At 45.1% G+C, this 16,166-nt stretch carries 17 protein-coding genes; 13 read left to right on the top strand and 4 right to left on the bottom strand.

Annotation, left to right across the window (positions count from 1 at the left end):
- Positions 1–54: 54 nt before the first annotated feature.
- Both NF543_RS00450 and NF543_RS00445 read right to left on the bottom strand, forming a co-directional pair.
- The gene (locus tag NF543_RS00450) at positions 55–582 is read right to left on the bottom strand and encodes a hypothetical protein (RefSeq protein WP_257666111.1); all 528 of its coding nucleotides are present in this window, start codon (positions 580–582) and stop codon (positions 55–57) included.
- A 71-nt stretch (positions 583–653) separates the two neighbouring features.
- Complete coding sequence (locus tag NF543_RS00445) at positions 654–1,433, bottom strand: SAM hydrolase/SAM-dependent halogenase family protein (protein ID WP_257666110.1); 780 nt, start codon at positions 1,431–1,433, stop codon at positions 654–656.
- A gap of 610 nt (positions 1,434–2,043) precedes the next feature.
- Here NF543_RS00445 and NF543_RS00440 point away from each other — a divergent pair.
- From NF543_RS00440 to NF543_RS00390, 11 genes are all read left to right on the top strand, one after another.
- Complete coding sequence (locus tag NF543_RS00440) at positions 2,044–3,006, top strand: PhoH family protein (protein WP_257666109.1); 963 nt, start codon at positions 2,044–2,046, stop codon at positions 3,004–3,006.
- Positions 3,007–3,192: 186 nt separating this feature from the next.
- Positions 3,193–4,143 (top strand): phosphoribosylaminoimidazolesuccinocarboxamide synthase, encoded by a 951-nt coding sequence (locus tag NF543_RS00435; RefSeq protein WP_257666108.1) that lies wholly within the window; start codon positions 3,193–3,195, stop codon positions 4,141–4,143.
- 25 nt (positions 4,144–4,168) lie between these two features.
- Positions 4,169–4,552, top strand: a complete 384-nt coding sequence (locus NF543_RS00430) for an STAS domain-containing protein (RefSeq protein ID WP_257666107.1) — start codon at positions 4,169–4,171, stop codon at positions 4,550–4,552.
- A complete protein-coding gene (locus tag NF543_RS00425) occupies positions 4,549–5,460 on the top strand; it encodes a ribonuclease Z (protein WP_257666106.1) in 912 nt (303 codons plus the stop codon). Before NF543_RS00430 ends, NF543_RS00425 begins: the two co-directional genes overlap by 4 nt.
- Before the next feature lie 35 nt (positions 5,461–5,495).
- A complete protein-coding gene (hisC, locus tag NF543_RS00420; protein WP_257666105.1) occupies positions 5,496–6,569 on the top strand; it encodes a histidinol-phosphate transaminase in 1,074 nt (357 codons plus the stop codon).
- 29 nt (positions 6,570–6,598) lie between these two features.
- Positions 6,599–7,738, top strand: coding sequence for a bifunctional histidinol-phosphatase/imidazoleglycerol-phosphate dehydratase HisB (gene hisB, locus NF543_RS00415; RefSeq protein WP_257666104.1), 1,140 nt, complete (start codon positions 6,599–6,601; stop codon positions 7,736–7,738).
- Positions 7,739–7,825: 87 nt separating this feature from the next.
- Positions 7,826–8,419: an imidazole glycerol phosphate synthase subunit HisH gene (hisH, locus tag NF543_RS00410; RefSeq protein WP_257666103.1), complete on the top strand. Its 594-nt coding sequence runs from the start codon at positions 7,826–7,828 to the stop codon at positions 8,417–8,419.
- A gap of 18 nt (positions 8,420–8,437) precedes the next feature.
- On the top strand, positions 8,438–9,187 hold the full coding sequence (locus NF543_RS00405) for a 1-(5-phosphoribosyl)-5-[(5-phosphoribosylamino)methylideneamino]imidazole-4-carboxamide isomerase (RefSeq protein ID WP_257666102.1): 750 nt from the start codon (positions 8,438–8,440) through the stop codon (positions 9,185–9,187).
- Positions 9,188–9,193: 6 nt separating this feature from the next.
- On the top strand, positions 9,194–9,946 hold the full coding sequence (hisF, locus tag NF543_RS00400; protein ID WP_257666101.1) for an imidazole glycerol phosphate synthase subunit HisF: 753 nt from the start codon (positions 9,194–9,196) through the stop codon (positions 9,944–9,946).
- Positions 9,947–10,049: 103 nt separating this feature from the next.
- On the top strand, positions 10,050–10,652 hold the full coding sequence (hisIE, locus tag NF543_RS00395) for a bifunctional phosphoribosyl-AMP cyclohydrolase/phosphoribosyl-ATP diphosphatase HisIE (protein ID WP_257666548.1): 603 nt from the start codon (positions 10,050–10,052) through the stop codon (positions 10,650–10,652).
- A gap of 110 nt (positions 10,653–10,762) precedes the next feature.
- Positions 10,763–11,680 (top strand): WD40 repeat domain-containing protein, encoded by a 918-nt coding sequence (locus tag NF543_RS00390; RefSeq protein ID WP_257666100.1) that lies wholly within the window; start codon positions 10,763–10,765, stop codon positions 11,678–11,680.
- 12 nt (positions 11,681–11,692) lie between these two features.
- Here NF543_RS00390 and msrC read toward each other — a convergent pair whose 3' ends face one another.
- On the bottom strand, positions 11,693–12,160 hold the full coding sequence (msrC, locus tag NF543_RS00385; protein ID WP_257666099.1) for a free L-methionine (R)-S-oxide reductase MsrC: 468 nt from the start codon (positions 12,158–12,160) through the stop codon (positions 11,693–11,695).
- A gap of 84 nt (positions 12,161–12,244) precedes the next feature.
- Positions 12,245–14,131, bottom strand: coding sequence for a beta-N-acetylhexosaminidase (locus tag NF543_RS00380; protein ID WP_257666098.1), 1,887 nt, complete (start codon positions 14,129–14,131; stop codon positions 12,245–12,247).
- A gap of 223 nt (positions 14,132–14,354) precedes the next feature.
- Between NF543_RS00380 and NF543_RS00375 the strand changes: the two genes are divergently transcribed.
- Positions 14,355–15,932, top strand: coding sequence for an MFS transporter (locus NF543_RS00375; protein WP_257666097.1), 1,578 nt, complete (start codon positions 14,355–14,357; stop codon positions 15,930–15,932).
- Positions 15,933–15,945: 13 nt separating this feature from the next.
- Positions 15,946–16,164: a DUF6814 family protein gene (locus tag NF543_RS00370; RefSeq protein ID WP_257666096.1), complete on the top strand. Its 219-nt coding sequence runs from the start codon at positions 15,946–15,948 to the stop codon at positions 16,162–16,164.
- Positions 16,165–16,166: the final 2 nt, after the last annotated feature.

Here is a 16,166-nt window from a genome sequence, read left to right as displayed (position 1 = left end):
TCCTATAACTAAAATTTATAGGGGCAAAAGTATAGACAATAACACTAGCACATATCACACTTTCGTCAATTTTTGACGTTGGATCGCGAAAAGTACCACGGCGATGACAAAGCCAAATAAAGCCAAAATCAATAGTCCCGAATATATTCGATTGGTGTTTTGCAAGGATTGTATTTCTTGTCGGCGCTGTTCCTGTTCGCGTTGTAGTTTACTAATGGTTTTGATGTAGCCATTGATACGCCCATCGAACTCAGAAGCCTGTTCTACAATTTGGGATTTTTCAAAGTCTTTATAGTCAAGCAGCAATTTCGTTTCACGGAAAATGTCATTGTCCGTCAATACGATTTGTTTCAGAATATCGATGGAAGCCTGCATGTCTTTTTTCGTTTTGAGCCCGAAGATGCCGGTGCGTTGCTTGAGGCTTTCATCAAATTGGCCAAATCGGGCACTCCGCTGAACCAATAGCTCATTCACCTTCTGGCGCTGGCTTTCATAGCTTGATGTGTCTTGTGTCTCCTGCTGAGCGAAGGATCCGGTAAAGGAAAACGTGAGGATGCAACATGCTAATGCAACGTTCAACATATAGTTATATATCAGATTTAAAGTCTTATGAAATAACATTCGGTATCCCTTTCAAAAAACAGACCAATCCCTTATTTCCCGAATTCCACGCGGATGATATCTCCCTTGTTGAGCCCCAATAGTCCACTGGCATTCCCTTTATTGATGGCAATTTCCAAGTAATTACTGATGCCAAATAGGCAAAGCTTTTCGCCTTCAGGCACCTCATTGTAATGCCAGCTCATTTGGTCAATGGTTTCATTGCGCCTGAAATACAGGACAAAATTCCGTCCGCGTTGTATCTTGTTGAACAGCTCCTTGCTGATGTTGCTGATCACATTGCCAAACGAATCGATGAAGACTACGCTGCCCCTCAAACTATCTTTCTCCACGACGGGTTGTACCAATGTGCGGTCCACTACTGAATCCACAGGGTCGCCTATTTCCGTGAGCTTGCCCCCCTTGGCCAAATGACATGCGGCTTTACTGAAAATGTCGGTAAGTGGGAAATGGAGGTATTTCAAATCTTGGATGATGTTTAGCTCGACAATTTCCTGCGGCGCCCCATCTAACACCAAGGAAAAGATGCCGTTATCCGCCCCCACGAAGAAGTGGTTGTTATACCGGAGCGCAAGATAGCGGGCTTCTTCATCGAAAACCGAATCAATACCAATCAAATGCACAGTCTTCGCTGGGAAATAAGTATACGCGTTTTTGAGCACATAGGCAGCATATTGGATATCAAAAGGAGGGATATCATGGGAGATATCCACCAACTGCACGGCAGGGAATTGGCTGATGATGCTGCCTTTGAGGGCCGCTTGGTAAAAATCCTTATGTCCTAAATCAGTCGTTAAGGTGATGATGCCCATACCAGCGTTGCTGCTTAATTTCGATATTCCCTGCCAATAAATAAACGGTCACTTTCATTTGGCAATCAAGTACGCGTTGATGCCGCCTGTAAAGAAATGTATACACCTCCAAATTTCCATTGATGAAAACCACTAGGAGAATTGGTGCAAACTTAGATAAACTTGCTTTTATATGCAATTATTCGCAATTCGTAAGTATCCAATAGTTATGTCGGCTTGTTCTACCACATGGCTTTAACCATAATCGTACCATTGATGTCTTCTACAGCAAGTATAATGCGAAATTTTGAGATTAGCAAAGTGGGGTGCAATTCAAATTGTCGCTTACCGTCATTGCGAACCCGAGCGGGGTGCAGGAGCTGCTTCGTGGTCGGCTCACGCAACCCTACCCAACCTCGCAAAGACGTCAAAGTTGATCGTATCCGATGCGACAATTTGAATTGCACCCGCAAAGCGCATAACGATGTAATGACGTAACGTTCGCTCTGGGCAACAGAACAGCCAAAATATGATTTTTTATTTCGATTATACGAATGCCAATTTATACCTATCTTTGATGGCAAAAGGTTTGGGCGCATATAGCTTACAGCAAAATTAATAGTAAAAGAATTTGAGCGAATTAAACATTACATTGGAATATGTAAGCCCTGCCGTCTTGTGGGGGGCACGAAATGAACATTTCGAAATGTTCAAAAAGCAATTTCCAAAATTGAAAATCGTTGCCAGGGGCAATGAGGTGAAAGTATTGGGAGATGGACAGGAGATTAGTTTGTTCAAGAACTATTTTGACAAAATGATCAGACATGTTGAACAATACAATAATCTAACTTCAAACGATGTGGAAAGGATTTTGGGTGCTGCAGTCGCCATAGGTGATACAGCCAAAAATGGAGAGAAGGTGGCGATGAACATTGGGGGAGAGCCTATTGTTTTTGGCCCCAACGGCGTTGTGGTAAAGGCACGCACAGCCAACCAACGGCGGATCGTGGAAAGTATCCTGACGAACGATATCCTGTTTGCCATTGGCCCAGCGGGAACAGGCAAAACCTATACTGCGGTGGCCTTGGCCGTCCGGGCACTGCGTAATAAAGAGGTGAAGCGTATCATTCTCACAAGACCTGCTGTGGAGGCTGGGGAAAACCTCGGCTTTTTGCCCGGCGACCTCAAGGAGAAAGTAGATCCGTATCTAAGGCCGCTTTATGATGCATTGGATGATATGATCCCAGTTGAAAAACTGAAGACCTATCTGGAAAATCGGACAATAGAAGTGGCCCCCCTTGCCTTTATGCGGGGACGAACGCTCGATAACTGTTTTGTCATCTTGGATGAGGCACAAAATGCCACCGACATGCAATTGAAAATGTTTTTGACACGCATGGGTCCTACGGCAAAATTTATCGTTACCGGCGATGTTACACAAATAGATTTACCAAAAAAACAACAGTCGGGCCTGAATACAGCGCTCAAGCTGTTGGAAAATATCGAAGGAATAGATATCATTTACCTCGATGGAGGTGATGTGGTGCGGCATAAGCTAGTCAGACGGATATTGGAAGCTTATGGGGACATTTGATTTTAGATTTACGATTTACGATTTTAGATTGACGATTTACGATTTTAGATTGACGATTTTAGATTATTGATGTCGCATTTGTTATTATTGGCATTGATGAGCCCTTCGGTTTTAAAGGGTGCTGAATAAAACTGATAAGTAGAGGCTTCTTGCTAATGACTGTAAGCTGACAGCCGAAAAGAGAACATGAATACCTTAAAAGAAACGAACTTCAATTTTGAAGACCAAACAGCTTTTTACAGGGGCAAAGTGCGCGATGTGTATACGATTGCAAATAAATACCTCGCCATGGTGGCAACAGACCGGATTTCTGCATTTGACGTTGTACTTCCGCGCGCCATTCCATGCAAGGGACAAGTGCTCAACCAAATTGCTGCAAAGTTTTTGAAAGCCACCCAGGATATTGTGCCCAATTGGGTGATTGATGTACCAGACCCTTGTGTGACCATCGGCCATTTGTGCCAACCGTTTAAGGTGGAAATGGTTATCCGTGGCTACCTCTCAGGGCACGCTTGGCGTGAGTATAATGCGGGTAAACGTCAAATCTGTGGGGAAGCGCTCCCTGATGGCCTTCATGAAGATGATCGTTTGCCTGAACCAATCATTACACCTACCACAAAGGCTGCCGTGGGACATGATGAAGATATCTCACGGGCCGATATCCTGAAACAAGGCATCGTTTCGGAGGCTGATTACCTGCAGCTGGAGGCTTATACCAAAGCTTTGTTCAGTCGGGGTACCAGCTTAGCAGCCGAGCGAGGTTTGATATTGGTAGACACCAAATATGAATTCGGTAAGTTGGATGGGGAAATAGTGCTGATCGATGAAATCCATACACCCGATTCTTCCCGTTATTTCTATGCAGATAGCTATGATATGTTGCAAAAAGAAAGTAAACCTCAGCGGCAATTATCGAAAGAATTTGTACGTAAATGGTTAATCGAAAACGGATTTCAAGGAAAAGATGGCCAAGAAGTTCCTGAAATGACGAATGAAATCGTATCTTCGATTTCTGAACGGTACATCGAGCTATTTGAACATATCACGGGAGAGCAATTTATATACCCCGATGGTGCAGATAGGTTGGAACAGGTATCCAGTCATATAACAACTGCCCTGTTGGAAATCACGAATTGAATCGTTCAACGAAAAAATTAACGTCATGAAGTTCACCGTAGATAAGCATGAAAAATACGTAGCCATCCAACCCCATGTGGAGATATTAGATGGAGATAATGCGCCCAAAATTAAGGCCGAGTTCCTGTTGCGAAATACAGGAGGGCAAAGCAATATCTTGCTTGATTTATCTCACGTGCAGGAAGCGGACTCTTCAGGGCTGCGCACTGTCCTGTTGGCGCATCGACTATGCAAGGCGGCAGGTGGGGTGTTTGTATTGGTAGGTGCCAACGAACAGATAAGAGGCCTTATTTCCATGTGTAAACTGGATGGCGTTCTCACATTGGCATCTAAGATGTCTAAAGCTGAAGATTTGATATTCATGAAAGAACTGGAAAAGGAAATGAGAGGCGCTGTAGAAGAAGGATGAAGTTTGAAGTACTGATATTAGGATGCAGCTCAGCCACACCAATATATGGACGTCACCCAACTTCACAATTAATCAACCTCAATGAGCAATTGTATCTGATTGACTGCGGAGAAGGCACGCAGATACAACTGGTTAAATATGGCATCAAAAGCAACCGCATCAAGCATATTTTTATCAGCCATCTGCATGGCGACCATTATTTAGGATTGATAGGTCTTATTTCATCCATGCATTTGATTGGACGTAAGGAAGAATTGCATCTCTATGCACCACCGGCATTGGAAGAAATCATTAGGTTGCAGTTCTTGCATTCTCAAACGGTATTGCGTTATCCACTACATTTCCACGCCACCCAAGATCAGTCAAAGGAAGTGATTTTTGAAAATGGTGCTATGGAAGTAAGTAGTTTTCCGCTCAGCCACCGGATTGCCTGTACGGGGTTCCGCTTTGATGAAAAAAAACGACTACCTAGCATCAATAAGGAAAAGGTCGGGGCCATTGGTATACCCAATGCTCAATTGCCGATGATTAAGCGCGGACACGATTACATCGCCCCAGATGGGACAGTGTACCCTTGGCAAGATCTTACGAATGCCTCCCCTGCCCCTCGCAGCTATGCATACTGCTCGGATACCGTCAAAACAGCTAGCTACCTGCCAAACATTCGAGGGGTGGATTTGCTGTACCATGAAGCCACTTTCCTGCACGACATGCACGACAGGGCGGTGGACACCTTCCATACCACTGCTTTGCAAGCGGGAGAGGTGGCAACGGAAGTAGGGGCGAAAAAATTAGTCATCGGACATTATTCGGCAAGATATAGGGATTTGAGACCATTGCTGCAAGAGAGTAAAACCACATTTGCGGAAACACAATTGGCACAGGAAGGAATTTGGTTTAGCGTATAGTAAGATACAAAAAAGCATTAATTTTGAATTGATAAATGGCTAATTCATTTGACTTAACTAGTTTGTTGAGGGAAAATATTAGAAAATTAATCCCCTATTCATCTGCACGCGACGAATTCAACGGGGAAGCATCTGTATTGTTGGATGCCAACGAAAATGCTTATGGCTCTCCATTGGATCAGGATTACAACCGTTATCCCGACCCGTTACAACATCAGTTGAAATTGAAATTGAGTAGCATCAAAGGTGTCCCCGCACGGAATATCTTTCTTGGGAATGGTAGCGATGAAGCGATAGACATCCTATTCAGAGCATTCTGCCGCCCCGGAATAGACCATGTTATTTTGGTGCCACCCACCTACGGTATGTACGAGGTATCAGCCAATATCAATGATGTGGCGATAAAGAAAGTGAATCTGACAACGGACTTCCAGCTTGACCTAGCGGGTATTGCAGAAGCTATTGATACCCATACCCGAATAATTTTCCTGTGCTCGCCCAATAACCCGACCGGAAATTCGCTGCACAGGGAAGATGTAGAGACAATTTTAGCTAATTTCAATGGATTGGTGGTCATCGATGAGGCCTATATCAATTATTCCCGGCAGAAAACATTCATCCAGGAACTGACGGAATATAGCAATTTGGTGGTGTTACAGACACTGTCAAAAGCATGGGGACTAGCAGGGCTGCGGTTAGGTATGGCCTTTGCAAGTGAGGAAATCATCGAAGTGTTCAATAAAATCAAACCGCCGTACAATATCAACCAAGCCACGCAGGAACTGGCTTTGAAAGCGCTGGACAAGGTAGCGATAGTGAACGCGTGGATTAAGGAGGCAGTAGACGAACGAGATAAACTAGCCAAAAAAGTGCTGACGCTGTCATTTGTTCAACACGTGTACCCTTCTGATGCTAACTTTATACTGGTCAAAACGACTGAACCACGGCAACTATACGAGTACCTGGTAGATCAAAGCATTATCGTTCGCGACCGTTCCAAGGTAGCACTGTGTGAAGGATGCCTTCGGATTACTGTGGGCACACCTACTGAGAACGAGGTATTGGTAGAAGCGTTAGCTAAGTATGTCCAACCGGATTATTCAGCATAGAAAAACCATACGATAAAAATAAGTGAGCCATGCCTAATACAATCAAAAGATTACTATTCATAGACCGTGACGGCACATTGATAACCGAACCGGAAGATGAACAAATTGATTCATTCGCCAAATTGCATTTTTATCCCGGAGCATTGCAATACTTGCCACGCATCGCCAAGGAGTTGGAGTTTGAATTGATATTGGTGACCAATCAGGATGGACTGGGTACCGCTTCTCATCCCGAGGAAAACTTTTGGCCGGTGCACCATTTTATCATCAACACATTTGCGGGAGAAGGAGTCGTGTTTGCGGCTGAGCATATCGATCGTACATTTCCTCATGAAAATGCACCCACGCGCAAACCGGGTACCGAATTGCTCACCCGGTATTTTGACAAGGATAAGTATGACCTAGCCAATTCCTTTGTGATTGGCGATCGCATCAATGACGTGAAACTGGCTCAAAATCTTGGTACCAAAGCCATTTGGTTGCGCAATAATGATGCGCTTGGTGCGGCCGAGACCCATCAAATAATAGCATCTGTAGTGGCACTGGAAACTTCCGACTGGGAGACCATTTATGAGTTTTTGAAACTAGGATCCCGTATGGGAGAACATCGTCGCAAGACCAATGAAACGGATATCTATATCAAACTAGACCTCGATGGCAAAGGAAAAGCCGATATCGACACGGGCCTACCTTTTTTTGATCACATGCTCGATCAAATAGCCCGGCACGGTAATATCGATCTCACCATACATGCCAAAGGCGACCTGCACATCGATGAACATCATACCATCGAGGATACGGGGATTGCATTGGGGGAAATATTTGGGAAAACATTAGGAGACAAGCGAGGCATCGAACGCTATGCGTTTACGCTGCCTATGGACGATTGCCTGGCGCAGGTGGCCATTGATTTCGGTGGCCGCAACTGGATTGTATGGGATGCCGAATTCAAACGGGAGAAAATAGGGGATATGCCCACGGAAATGTTCTACCATTTCTTCAAATCATTTTCGGATGCCGCCAAGTGCAACCTCAATATCAAAGCCGAAGGCGAAAACGAACACCATAAAATAGAAGCGATTTTCAAGGCGTTTGCCAAATCCGTCAAAAAAGCGGTGAGACGCGATGCGGATCATATGGAATTGCCAAGCACAAAAGGGGTGCTTTGAGAGGTACGAGATTAGAAGTGCGAGACACGAAATTAGAAATGCAAGAACAAGGCTGAGGGCCGATTGCCGAAAGCTGATAGCAAAGACATGATAGGAATCATCAATTACGGGGCAGGAAACATATTTTCACTTACAGCCGCTTTGAATCGGCTAGGCATTCCATACGGCATGATCAATGAAGTGGATGAGATAGCCAGCTACGACCGGATTGTCATTCCGGGGGTAGGCCATGCGGGTACCGCCATGCGGAAATTGCAAGAGTCGGGACTGGCCGCCTCCATCGGTAAGATTACAAAACCCGTGTTGGGTATATGTGTGGGTATGCAATTACTGACCACATTTTCAGAGGAGGGCGACAGTCCATTATTGAATATCACACCCCTTAAAACGTTACATTTTGAAGGCCGTATAACTGAAAAAGTACCTCATATGGGTTGGAATAAGGTGTTCCACGAAAATGAAAGCCCAATATTCGACAATATAAAAAAAGATGCATACTTTTACTTTGTACACTCTTATTTTATTGAATATAATGCTACTTTTACGGCCGCATTTACCCAATATGGATTGAAGTTTTCAGCAGCTATACAGGATAAAAACTTTTATGGCGTGCAATTTCATCCTGAAAAATCTGGGGAAGCGGGCGAAAGGTTATTGTTGAATTTTTCAAACTTATATTAGAAATCAACCAAAGAAGACATGTATATTATTCCAGCGATAGATGTATTGGACAAGAAAGTCGTCCGGCTGCGCGAAGGGAACTATGACGAAGTGACCGTCTATGAGGTGAGCCTCGAAGAGATGATTGAGAAATACCAATCTAATGGAACCGAATTTGTCCACATTATAGATCTCAATGGCGCCAAAGGAGATTTTTCCAACCAGGAATACCTATTTGGCGTCATACAACGTACGGATATGAAGGTGCAGTATGGGGGAGGCGTGCGAAGCATCGATAAAGTGAAGGAATTGGTGGATGCAGGCATACACCGCGTGGTAGTAGGTACGCAAGCAATCACAAACCCTGAATTTCTGGATGAACTCAGCAAACTCAACCATGGGCGACACAAGTATGCAGACCAAGTGGTTATCGCTATTGATGTGCTGGATGAAATAATCAAGTATTCCGGTTGGATGGAAAGCTCCCCGGTAAAACTGATGGACTATATCGATAGGTGTCTTTCATTAGGTTTTTACCGTTTCCTATGCACGGATATCGATAAGGACGGGAAGCTGGGTGGGGCAGGTGTGGAGTTGTACAAGAAGTTATTGGATCACTCACCCATTATCAAGCTGATAGCATCAGGAGGCATCAGCTCCATAGACGATATTTACACATTGGATGCCATTAAGGTAGAGGCATGTGTAGTCGGGAAGGCCATCTATGAAAACCGCATCAGTATCGAACAGATTAAGGAGTGGAACCTTAAATCACTTATCCGCTTTTAGCTTGTCATGTTGGCAAAACGCATCATTCCCTGCTTGGATGTAAAAGACGGACGGACGGTAAAAGGCGTCAACTTCGTGGATTTGCGCGATGCAGGGGATCCGGTGGAACTGGCATGGCAATATTCACGGCAGGGGGCGGACGAGTTGGTGTTCCTGGATATAACCGCTACGCATGAGCGGCGGAAAACAACTGCGGAACTTGTAAAGGCGGTAGCGCGGCAGGTAAACATCCCGTTTACAATTGGAGGGGGGATCAATGAATTGGCTGATGCCGATGTGTTATTACATTCGGGCGCCGATAAGATTTCCATCAATTCGGCGGCGGTAAGAAATCCCGGATTGATTAACCAAATGGCGGAAGCTTTCGGTATACAATTTGTGGTGGTGGCGGTAGATACCCGGCATGTAGACGGAAAAAATTATGTCCACCTCAATGGCGGGCGTTTGAAAACGGATATCGAAACGGAAGATTGGATAAAGGAAGCGGAGAGCCGTGGGGCAGGAGAGATCTTATTGACCTCCATGGACCATGATGGCACCAAAAACGGATTCGATTGCGATTTTTTGAAAAAAATAAACGATAAGCTGTCCATACCGCTCATAGCCTCCGGCGGAGCGGGCAATATGCAGCATTTTGTGGAGGTATTTCAGGAGAGCAATGTGGATGCTGCATTGGCGGCCTCAGTGTTTCATTACGGGGAAATACTAATCCCTGAATTAAAAGATGAGCTCCGGAAACAAGGAATTGAAGTGAGGTAGATTAGCTGATGTATTGATTCGCCAATGCGCGAATTCGCTGATTCGTAAAGATGTACAAAGCAAATAGACGAATAAGCAAATCGGCAAATAAACGAATCGGCAAATAAAAGAACAAGCAAAAATGTTGGATTTTGAAAAATGCGGTGGCCTTATCCCAGCCATCATACAGCATGCCCAGACCTTGGAAGTATTGATGCTGGGTCATATGAATGAAGAGGCTTGGCAGAAGACCCAAGAAGAACAACGCGTCACCTTTTTCTCGCGGAGTAAAAACCGACTGTGGACAAAGGGCGAGGAGAGCGGCCATTTCCTTGACGTCATAAGCACACATATCGATTGCGACCATGATACGATATTGATCAAGGCATTGCCTAAAGGGCCGACATGCCATACGGGAACCAGAAGTTGTTTCAATACGGACTACAATCAGAATTTTATCTTTGAATTAGTCAACATCATTAACAATCGTTACCAATTTCCTACGGTGGATTCTTATGTAAACAGATTGCACGAACGTGGATTAAATAAAATCGCCCAAAAAGTAGGTGAGGAAGCCGTTGAGACCGTAATTGCTGCATTGACCGAAAAAGATTCGGGCTTTGTCGACGAGGTATCCGACCTCTTGTTCCATTTATTGGTGTTGTTGAGAGAGAAAAATATCCCATTGGAAGCCATCGCCAAAAATTTGGAGAATAGGCATCAGTAGGGAAAGTCTGAAAGTCCGGAAGTTGGGAAGTTCGAAAGTCAGGAAGAAAAGCCTTGGCGTACTTGGCAAGAGCGTAGGCGTCTTAGCGAGCTTTGCGTGAAAGAAGAACGATGAGTAAACTCCAAATCCATAAAGCAGGAACCTTATCAGGTCATCAAAATCCAATTTTCGCTGTGGAAAATGGACCCGAGCCTCATATGGTATTTACCGGAGGCAATGATAAAGGAGTGGTGCAATGGGATTTGAATACTATGGCTTTTGCGCGTATCCTACATCCCGTCCAATTTTCAGTATATACGCTACACCTGCTTCCAAATACTTCCCTGTTAGCCATCGGTACGCGTGAAGGTAAAGTACATGTTGTCGACATCGGTACGGCTAAGCTCTTGGCGAAACTTGCACATCACCAACGACCGGTTTTCGATGTTAAATCCTTTAAAACGAAACCCGAAATGATCCTGTCCTCGGAAGATGGTACGGTTTCGGTATGGGATACCGACAATTTCAATCTATTGTACCACTTTAAAGTAGCGCAGCAAACCGTCCGAACCATAGCCATCAGTAATGACGAGCAATGGGTGGTGTTTGGCACAAAAGACGGCAAGCTGAAACTATACAATGCGTTGGATTATTCCTTTGTGTCTGAGATAGCGGCACATACCCTTCCGGTCACCTCACTTTGTTTTTCGCCCGATGGCCGATATTTACTTACTGGAGGAAGGGACGCGCAATTGAACGTGCTTAATGGGACGGATTTTTCAATAGTTAACACGTTTACCCCACACCTCTTTACGGTGTATGCCATCAAATACCATCCTACGCTACCCATTTTCGCCACGGCTAGTCGGGATAAAAGTATCAAAATTTGGTCCGCAGAGGATTTTAAGCTGCTACGCATCATCAGTTTGGAGAAAGGTTTTGACAGCCATTTCCTATCCATCAATAACATCATATGGAATAGCTACAAAGACCAATTGATTTCCGTAAGCGATGATAAAAAAGCGATGGTATGGGATGTTTCCCTATAGGAGTCTGGATTATCAAAGGAATTTCAGCATTCGCTCCAGATATTTCGCATCCACCTCATCCAAATCGTCCAGTTGCTCACTATCCACATCCAAAACCGCAATGACTTCGCCCTCATGGAAAAGGGGAACCACTAGCTCTGATTTTGATAGCGAACTGCATGCAATGTGGCCGGGGAAAGCGTCCACATCGGATACGATGAGTGTTTCTCCACGTTCCCAAGCCGTGCCGCATACGCCCTTGCCTTTAGCAATACGGGTGCAGGCCAATGGGCCTTGGAAAGGACCCAACACGAGTTGCTCCGCTTTAACGAGGTAGAATCCTACCCAAAGGAAGCCAAATTGCGCCTTGAGTACAGCCGATACATTAGCCATGTTGGCAATCAAGTCAGGTTCTCCGGAAACCAGCGCTTCAATCTGCGGCAATAAGGCTTGGTATTGTTCTTCCTTGGTGCCCCTAGCTATAAATAGTTCTTCTGCCATGATGACGAAAAATAAAACCCATGTGATTACTGCAAAAATATACAGAAATCGCATGGGTTTTGTCATCGAGGTGACAAACTTCGATTATTTACTGGCCACCTCGGGTGTTTTGCTGTTTACGATTACCGCCCGTACATAATTGCTTTGTCGTCCTGATGGTGCGATTACCACCGCCTTGAACACCCTTTCCTTACCTTCCGGCACAACTATTTTCACCGCATCTTGGTATTCCAAATCGGTATCCGTAGGGTTATAATTATCGATGGTGTAGTAAATCTTTCCACCTGCCACCGAAGGTTTCAACGCTCGGAATGTGTATTCGCTGGCATAGATTACCGTATCTTTGAGACCCAAGACCTCTGGCACACGGTATACGGTTTCCGTTTGGTCAAGTTTGGCCAGGTGTTGCGGTACGCGCGCTTCCGAAAAATCCGTCCAATTTTTGCGCGAGGGATCTGTCCAGGCAATTTCCGAAAGTGCATACAAGCGTGGTAAGACCATGAATTCCACTTTTTTATCGGTTTCCATATATTCCGTCCACACATTGGCTTGTACGCCGAGGATGTGCTTTTGCTCCTCGGCAGACAGTGCTTTAGGGGTAGGGTCTGCCGCGTACACTTTCTGTAATGTGGAGTATCCCCCGATGTTCAAGGGTTCACGGTTGGGATCTGGACCTTGTTTATGGTCAAAATAAAGGCCATAGCTATTTGCTGTCATGATGACATCGTGGCCTTGCTTTGCAGCTGCAATGCCACCGTCTTCACCCCGCCAGCTCATCACCGTGGCATTGGGGGCCAAACCGCCTTCGAGAATTTCATCCCAACCGATGATGCGACGGCCTTTGCTGTTGAGGTATTTCTCCATGCGCTGAATGAAATAGCTTTGCAGTTCATGCTCATCCTTTAAGCCCTCATCCTTAACCCTTTTTTGGCAGTGTGGGCAGGTCTCCCATTTGGTTTTAGGGCATTCATCTCCCCCGATGTGGATGTATTCACTGGGGAACAGCGCAACGACTTCGTCAAGCACACCTTCCAAAAAGGCAAAGGTCTCTTCTTTTCCCGCACAGAAGACATCGTCAAACACACCCCAAGTTTGGGCCACCTTGTAAGGTCCGGGGTTGTCGCCACATCCCAGGTGGGGGTATGCAGCTAGGGCGCCTAGGGCGTGGCCGGGAAGCTCGATTTCAGGAATAACATTTACATACCGCTCAGCGGCGTATGCTACAATTTCCTTTACCTCATCTTGGGTATAAAATCCACCATAACGTGTGCCATCATAATCGCCATCTTTTTTATAGTTACCGATAAGCGTTTGGTCACGGTAAGCACCGATCTCGGTCAGCTTCGGGTATTTCTTGATCTCAATGCGCCAACCCTGGTCTTCGGTAAGATGCCAGTGGAAGTTGTTGAGCTTATAGGCCGCGATGAAATCAATATATTTCTTGATGAATGAAACGGGGAACATATGCCGGCCTACATCGAGATGAAGGCCTCGGTACATGTAACGTGGTTCATCCTTAATGGATACAGCGGGAATGGCCAATTGTTCTCCTGCCTTTTCAGGTAATAACTGCACCAAAGTCTGCATCGCATAGAATAGACCGGCTTCCTTGCCTTGCAAACTAATACGGTCTGCGGAAACGGTAAGTGTGTACCCTTCTCGGTTCGGTATTCCGTCGGTATTGCTGGATGAAAAATGAATAACGGATTTTCCTTCCGCGCCCGATTGAAAGGGAATGGCCATGTTCAATGTCTCCTGCACATAAGCTTGGAAAAACTCAGCGATCCTTTTATCGGATTCATTATCATAGGCAATTTTGGTTGCCGCATCAATGGGGAACTGCCCAGACAAAGTCTGGATTTCCGTAGGGGCAGGAATAATGGCCAAATTGGGAGCCGATTGTTGAGCCATTGCCATGGTGGTCATGAGTAAACATGCTGCAAAAATGGAAGGTGATTTCTTCGTTATCATGATTTCGTTAAAACAATTACAAAGGATTATCTAATGTCCAAATATAGGAATCTTATGCTAAAACGAATTAAAGATGCGTATTTCATGCAAACGATTGATGATAGTACATTTTTAAATAATTTAGCAACTATTTGGGCAAATAGTTTATTTTAGCAAAATGGCTACGCTTTTCATCAATAGCCTTAGCAAACTCATTGAACACCTACGATTATAACGCTAACTTATGCAAGAAACTCCAGCCGTCGTTACGGCTCCCGACAAAAAGACCTTATGGAAAGTCATCGGTGCGTCTTCCTTGGGCACACTGATTGAATGGTATGATTTCTATATCTTTGGTAGCCTAGCCATTGTCATCTCTACCAAATTTTTCCCACCGGATAATCCTACAGCTGCATTTCTTTCTACATTAGCCACATTCGCCGCAGGATTTGTGGTGCGGCCATTCGGAGCCTTATTTTTCGGCCGACTGGGCGATATCATCGGCCGAAAATATACCTTTATGGTCACCTTGTTAGTCATGGGGTTAGCAACCTGTGCGATTGGCTTGGTGCCTGGGTATGAGACCATTGGTTTTGCAGCACCTATTATCGTATTGGTATTGCGCCTATTACAAGGGCTTGCACTTGGTGGGGAATACGGTGGGGCCGCTACATATGTGGCTGAATACTCCGAACCACACAAACGGGGGCTCCGCACTTCCTGGATTCAAACCACGGCTACTTTCGGTCTTTTTATTTCCCTTGGAGTCATCATGCTTACCAAAAGTAGCATGTCTGCAGAGGCTTTCGATGCTTGGGGCTGGCGTGTTCCGTTCCTGATATCGTCTGTTATGGTGGTTGTATCCTATTTTATTCGAAAGAACATGGATGAATCCCCGCTTTTCAAGAAAGCTAAAAGCGAAGGAAAAACCTCATCGAATCCACTGCAGGAATCTTTTGGAAAAAAATATAATTTCAAGTTTGTATTGTTGGCATTGTTCGGGGCAACCATGGGGCAGGGGGTCATCTGGTATACCGGGCAGTTTTATGCATTATCTTTCCTCCAAAGTGTCTGCCGAGTCGACTTTGACCAGACGAATTACATCATAGGCGCTGCATTGTTGGCAGGCACCGGCTTCTTTGTCTTTTTTGGCTGGCTATCGGATAAAATTGGTCGGAAGGCGGTGATGCTAACCGGTATGTTGCTAGCTATATTGACTTACAGGCCCATTTATGATCGTATCTATCAGTTGGCCGATGTAAGCAATAAACAAGAGCTGCTCGATCAACGGATAACCAGTGATCCCCTTATACACACTACCGAAACAGGAGAATCCATAAAGGTGACCACGATTAGTAAAGTCTATCATGATGGGTCTACATACAAGGAAGAAGTACGATCGGTGAAACCGATTGATGCGGCTGATTATTCGGCGCCAACGGTCAAAGGAACTGTGCATGTGGGGAACAGTACATTTGCATCCCTTGTTTTGCTCGTATTTATCCAAGTGCTTTACGTGACCATGGTATATGGGCCCATTGCAGCTTTCTTGGTGGAGATGTTCCCTGTTCGTATCCGGTATACCTCCATGTCGCTACCTTACCATATCGGTAATGGGATATTCGGGGGATTGTTACCGGCAGTGGCCACTTACCTGGTTGCGAAGGCGCAGATGGCAAACGAAGTTTTGGGGACTGGCGAGGCTTCCATGCCACATGATAAACCTTATCTTCAAGGATTATGGTACCCAATCATCATTGCAGGTGTAAGTTTCGTAATCGGGTTGCTTTATATCAAGAATAAAAATCGGAACGTCCAATAATCGAGGAGAATTTATGAATACGATAAAAAGAATATTAGGTGTCGTTTGGATTGGTCTTGGCCTTGCAGCAGGATATTACCTGCTGATTAGCCAAGCCTTGCCGCAGTTTCAAAGTGATAAATCAGAAGATTTGGTGCCCGCTATTATCTATACATTCATCCTGATGCCCATCATTACCGGCGGACTGTGCGTATTTGGCTGGTATGCCTTGCAAGGGGAGTATGATAGTTGAAC

The organism is Parapedobacter tibetensis (genome assembly GCF_024704835.1).
Lineage (GTDB): Bacteria > Bacteroidota > Bacteroidia > Sphingobacteriales > Sphingobacteriaceae > Parapedobacter > Parapedobacter tibetensis.
This window is presented reverse-complemented; position numbering and strand designations above follow the sequence as displayed.

Excerpts from the sequence above, each read along its gene's own strand:
- NF543_RS00390 (WP_257666100.1), top strand. The coding sequence starts at position 10,763 with ATGAGTAAACTCCAAATCCATAAAGCAGGAACCTTATCAGGTCATCAA.
- NF543_RS00445 (WP_257666110.1), bottom strand. The coding sequence starts at position 1,433 with ATGGGCATCATCACCTTAACGACTGATTTAGGACATAAGGATTTTTAC.
- NF543_RS00370 (WP_257666096.1), top strand. The coding sequence starts at position 15,946 with ATGAATACGATAAAAAGAATATTAGGTGTCGTTTGGATTGGTCTTGGC.
- NF543_RS00405 (WP_257666102.1), top strand. The coding sequence starts at position 8,438 with ATGTATATTATTCCAGCGATAGATGTATTGGACAAGAAAGTCGTCCGG.
- NF543_RS00375 (WP_257666097.1), top strand. The coding sequence starts at position 14,355 with ATGCAAGAAACTCCAGCCGTCGTTACGGCTCCCGACAAAAAGACCTTA.
- hisH (WP_257666103.1), top strand. The coding sequence starts at position 7,826 with ATGATAGGAATCATCAATTACGGGGCAGGAAACATATTTTCACTTACA.
- NF543_RS00450 (WP_257666111.1), bottom strand. The coding sequence starts at position 582 with ATGTTGAACGTTGCATTAGCATGTTGCATCCTCACGTTTTCCTTTACC.
- hisF (WP_257666101.1), top strand. The coding sequence starts at position 9,194 with ATGTTGGCAAAACGCATCATTCCCTGCTTGGATGTAAAAGACGGACGG.
- hisC (WP_257666105.1), top strand. The coding sequence starts at position 5,496 with ATGGCTAATTCATTTGACTTAACTAGTTTGTTGAGGGAAAATATTAGA.
- NF543_RS00425 (WP_257666106.1), top strand. The coding sequence starts at position 4,549 with ATGAAGTTTGAAGTACTGATATTAGGATGCAGCTCAGCCACACCAATA.
- hisB (WP_257666104.1), top strand. The coding sequence starts at position 6,599 with ATGCCTAATACAATCAAAAGATTACTATTCATAGACCGTGACGGCACA.
- msrC (WP_257666099.1), bottom strand. The coding sequence starts at position 12,160 with ATGGCAGAAGAACTATTTATAGCTAGGGGCACCAAGGAAGAACAATAC.
- NF543_RS00380 (WP_257666098.1), bottom strand. The coding sequence starts at position 14,131 with ATGATAACGAAGAAATCACCTTCCATTTTTGCAGCATGTTTACTCATG.
- NF543_RS00430 (WP_257666107.1), top strand. The coding sequence starts at position 4,169 with ATGAAGTTCACCGTAGATAAGCATGAAAAATACGTAGCCATCCAACCC.
- NF543_RS00435 (WP_257666108.1), top strand. The coding sequence starts at position 3,193 with ATGAATACCTTAAAAGAAACGAACTTCAATTTTGAAGACCAAACAGCT.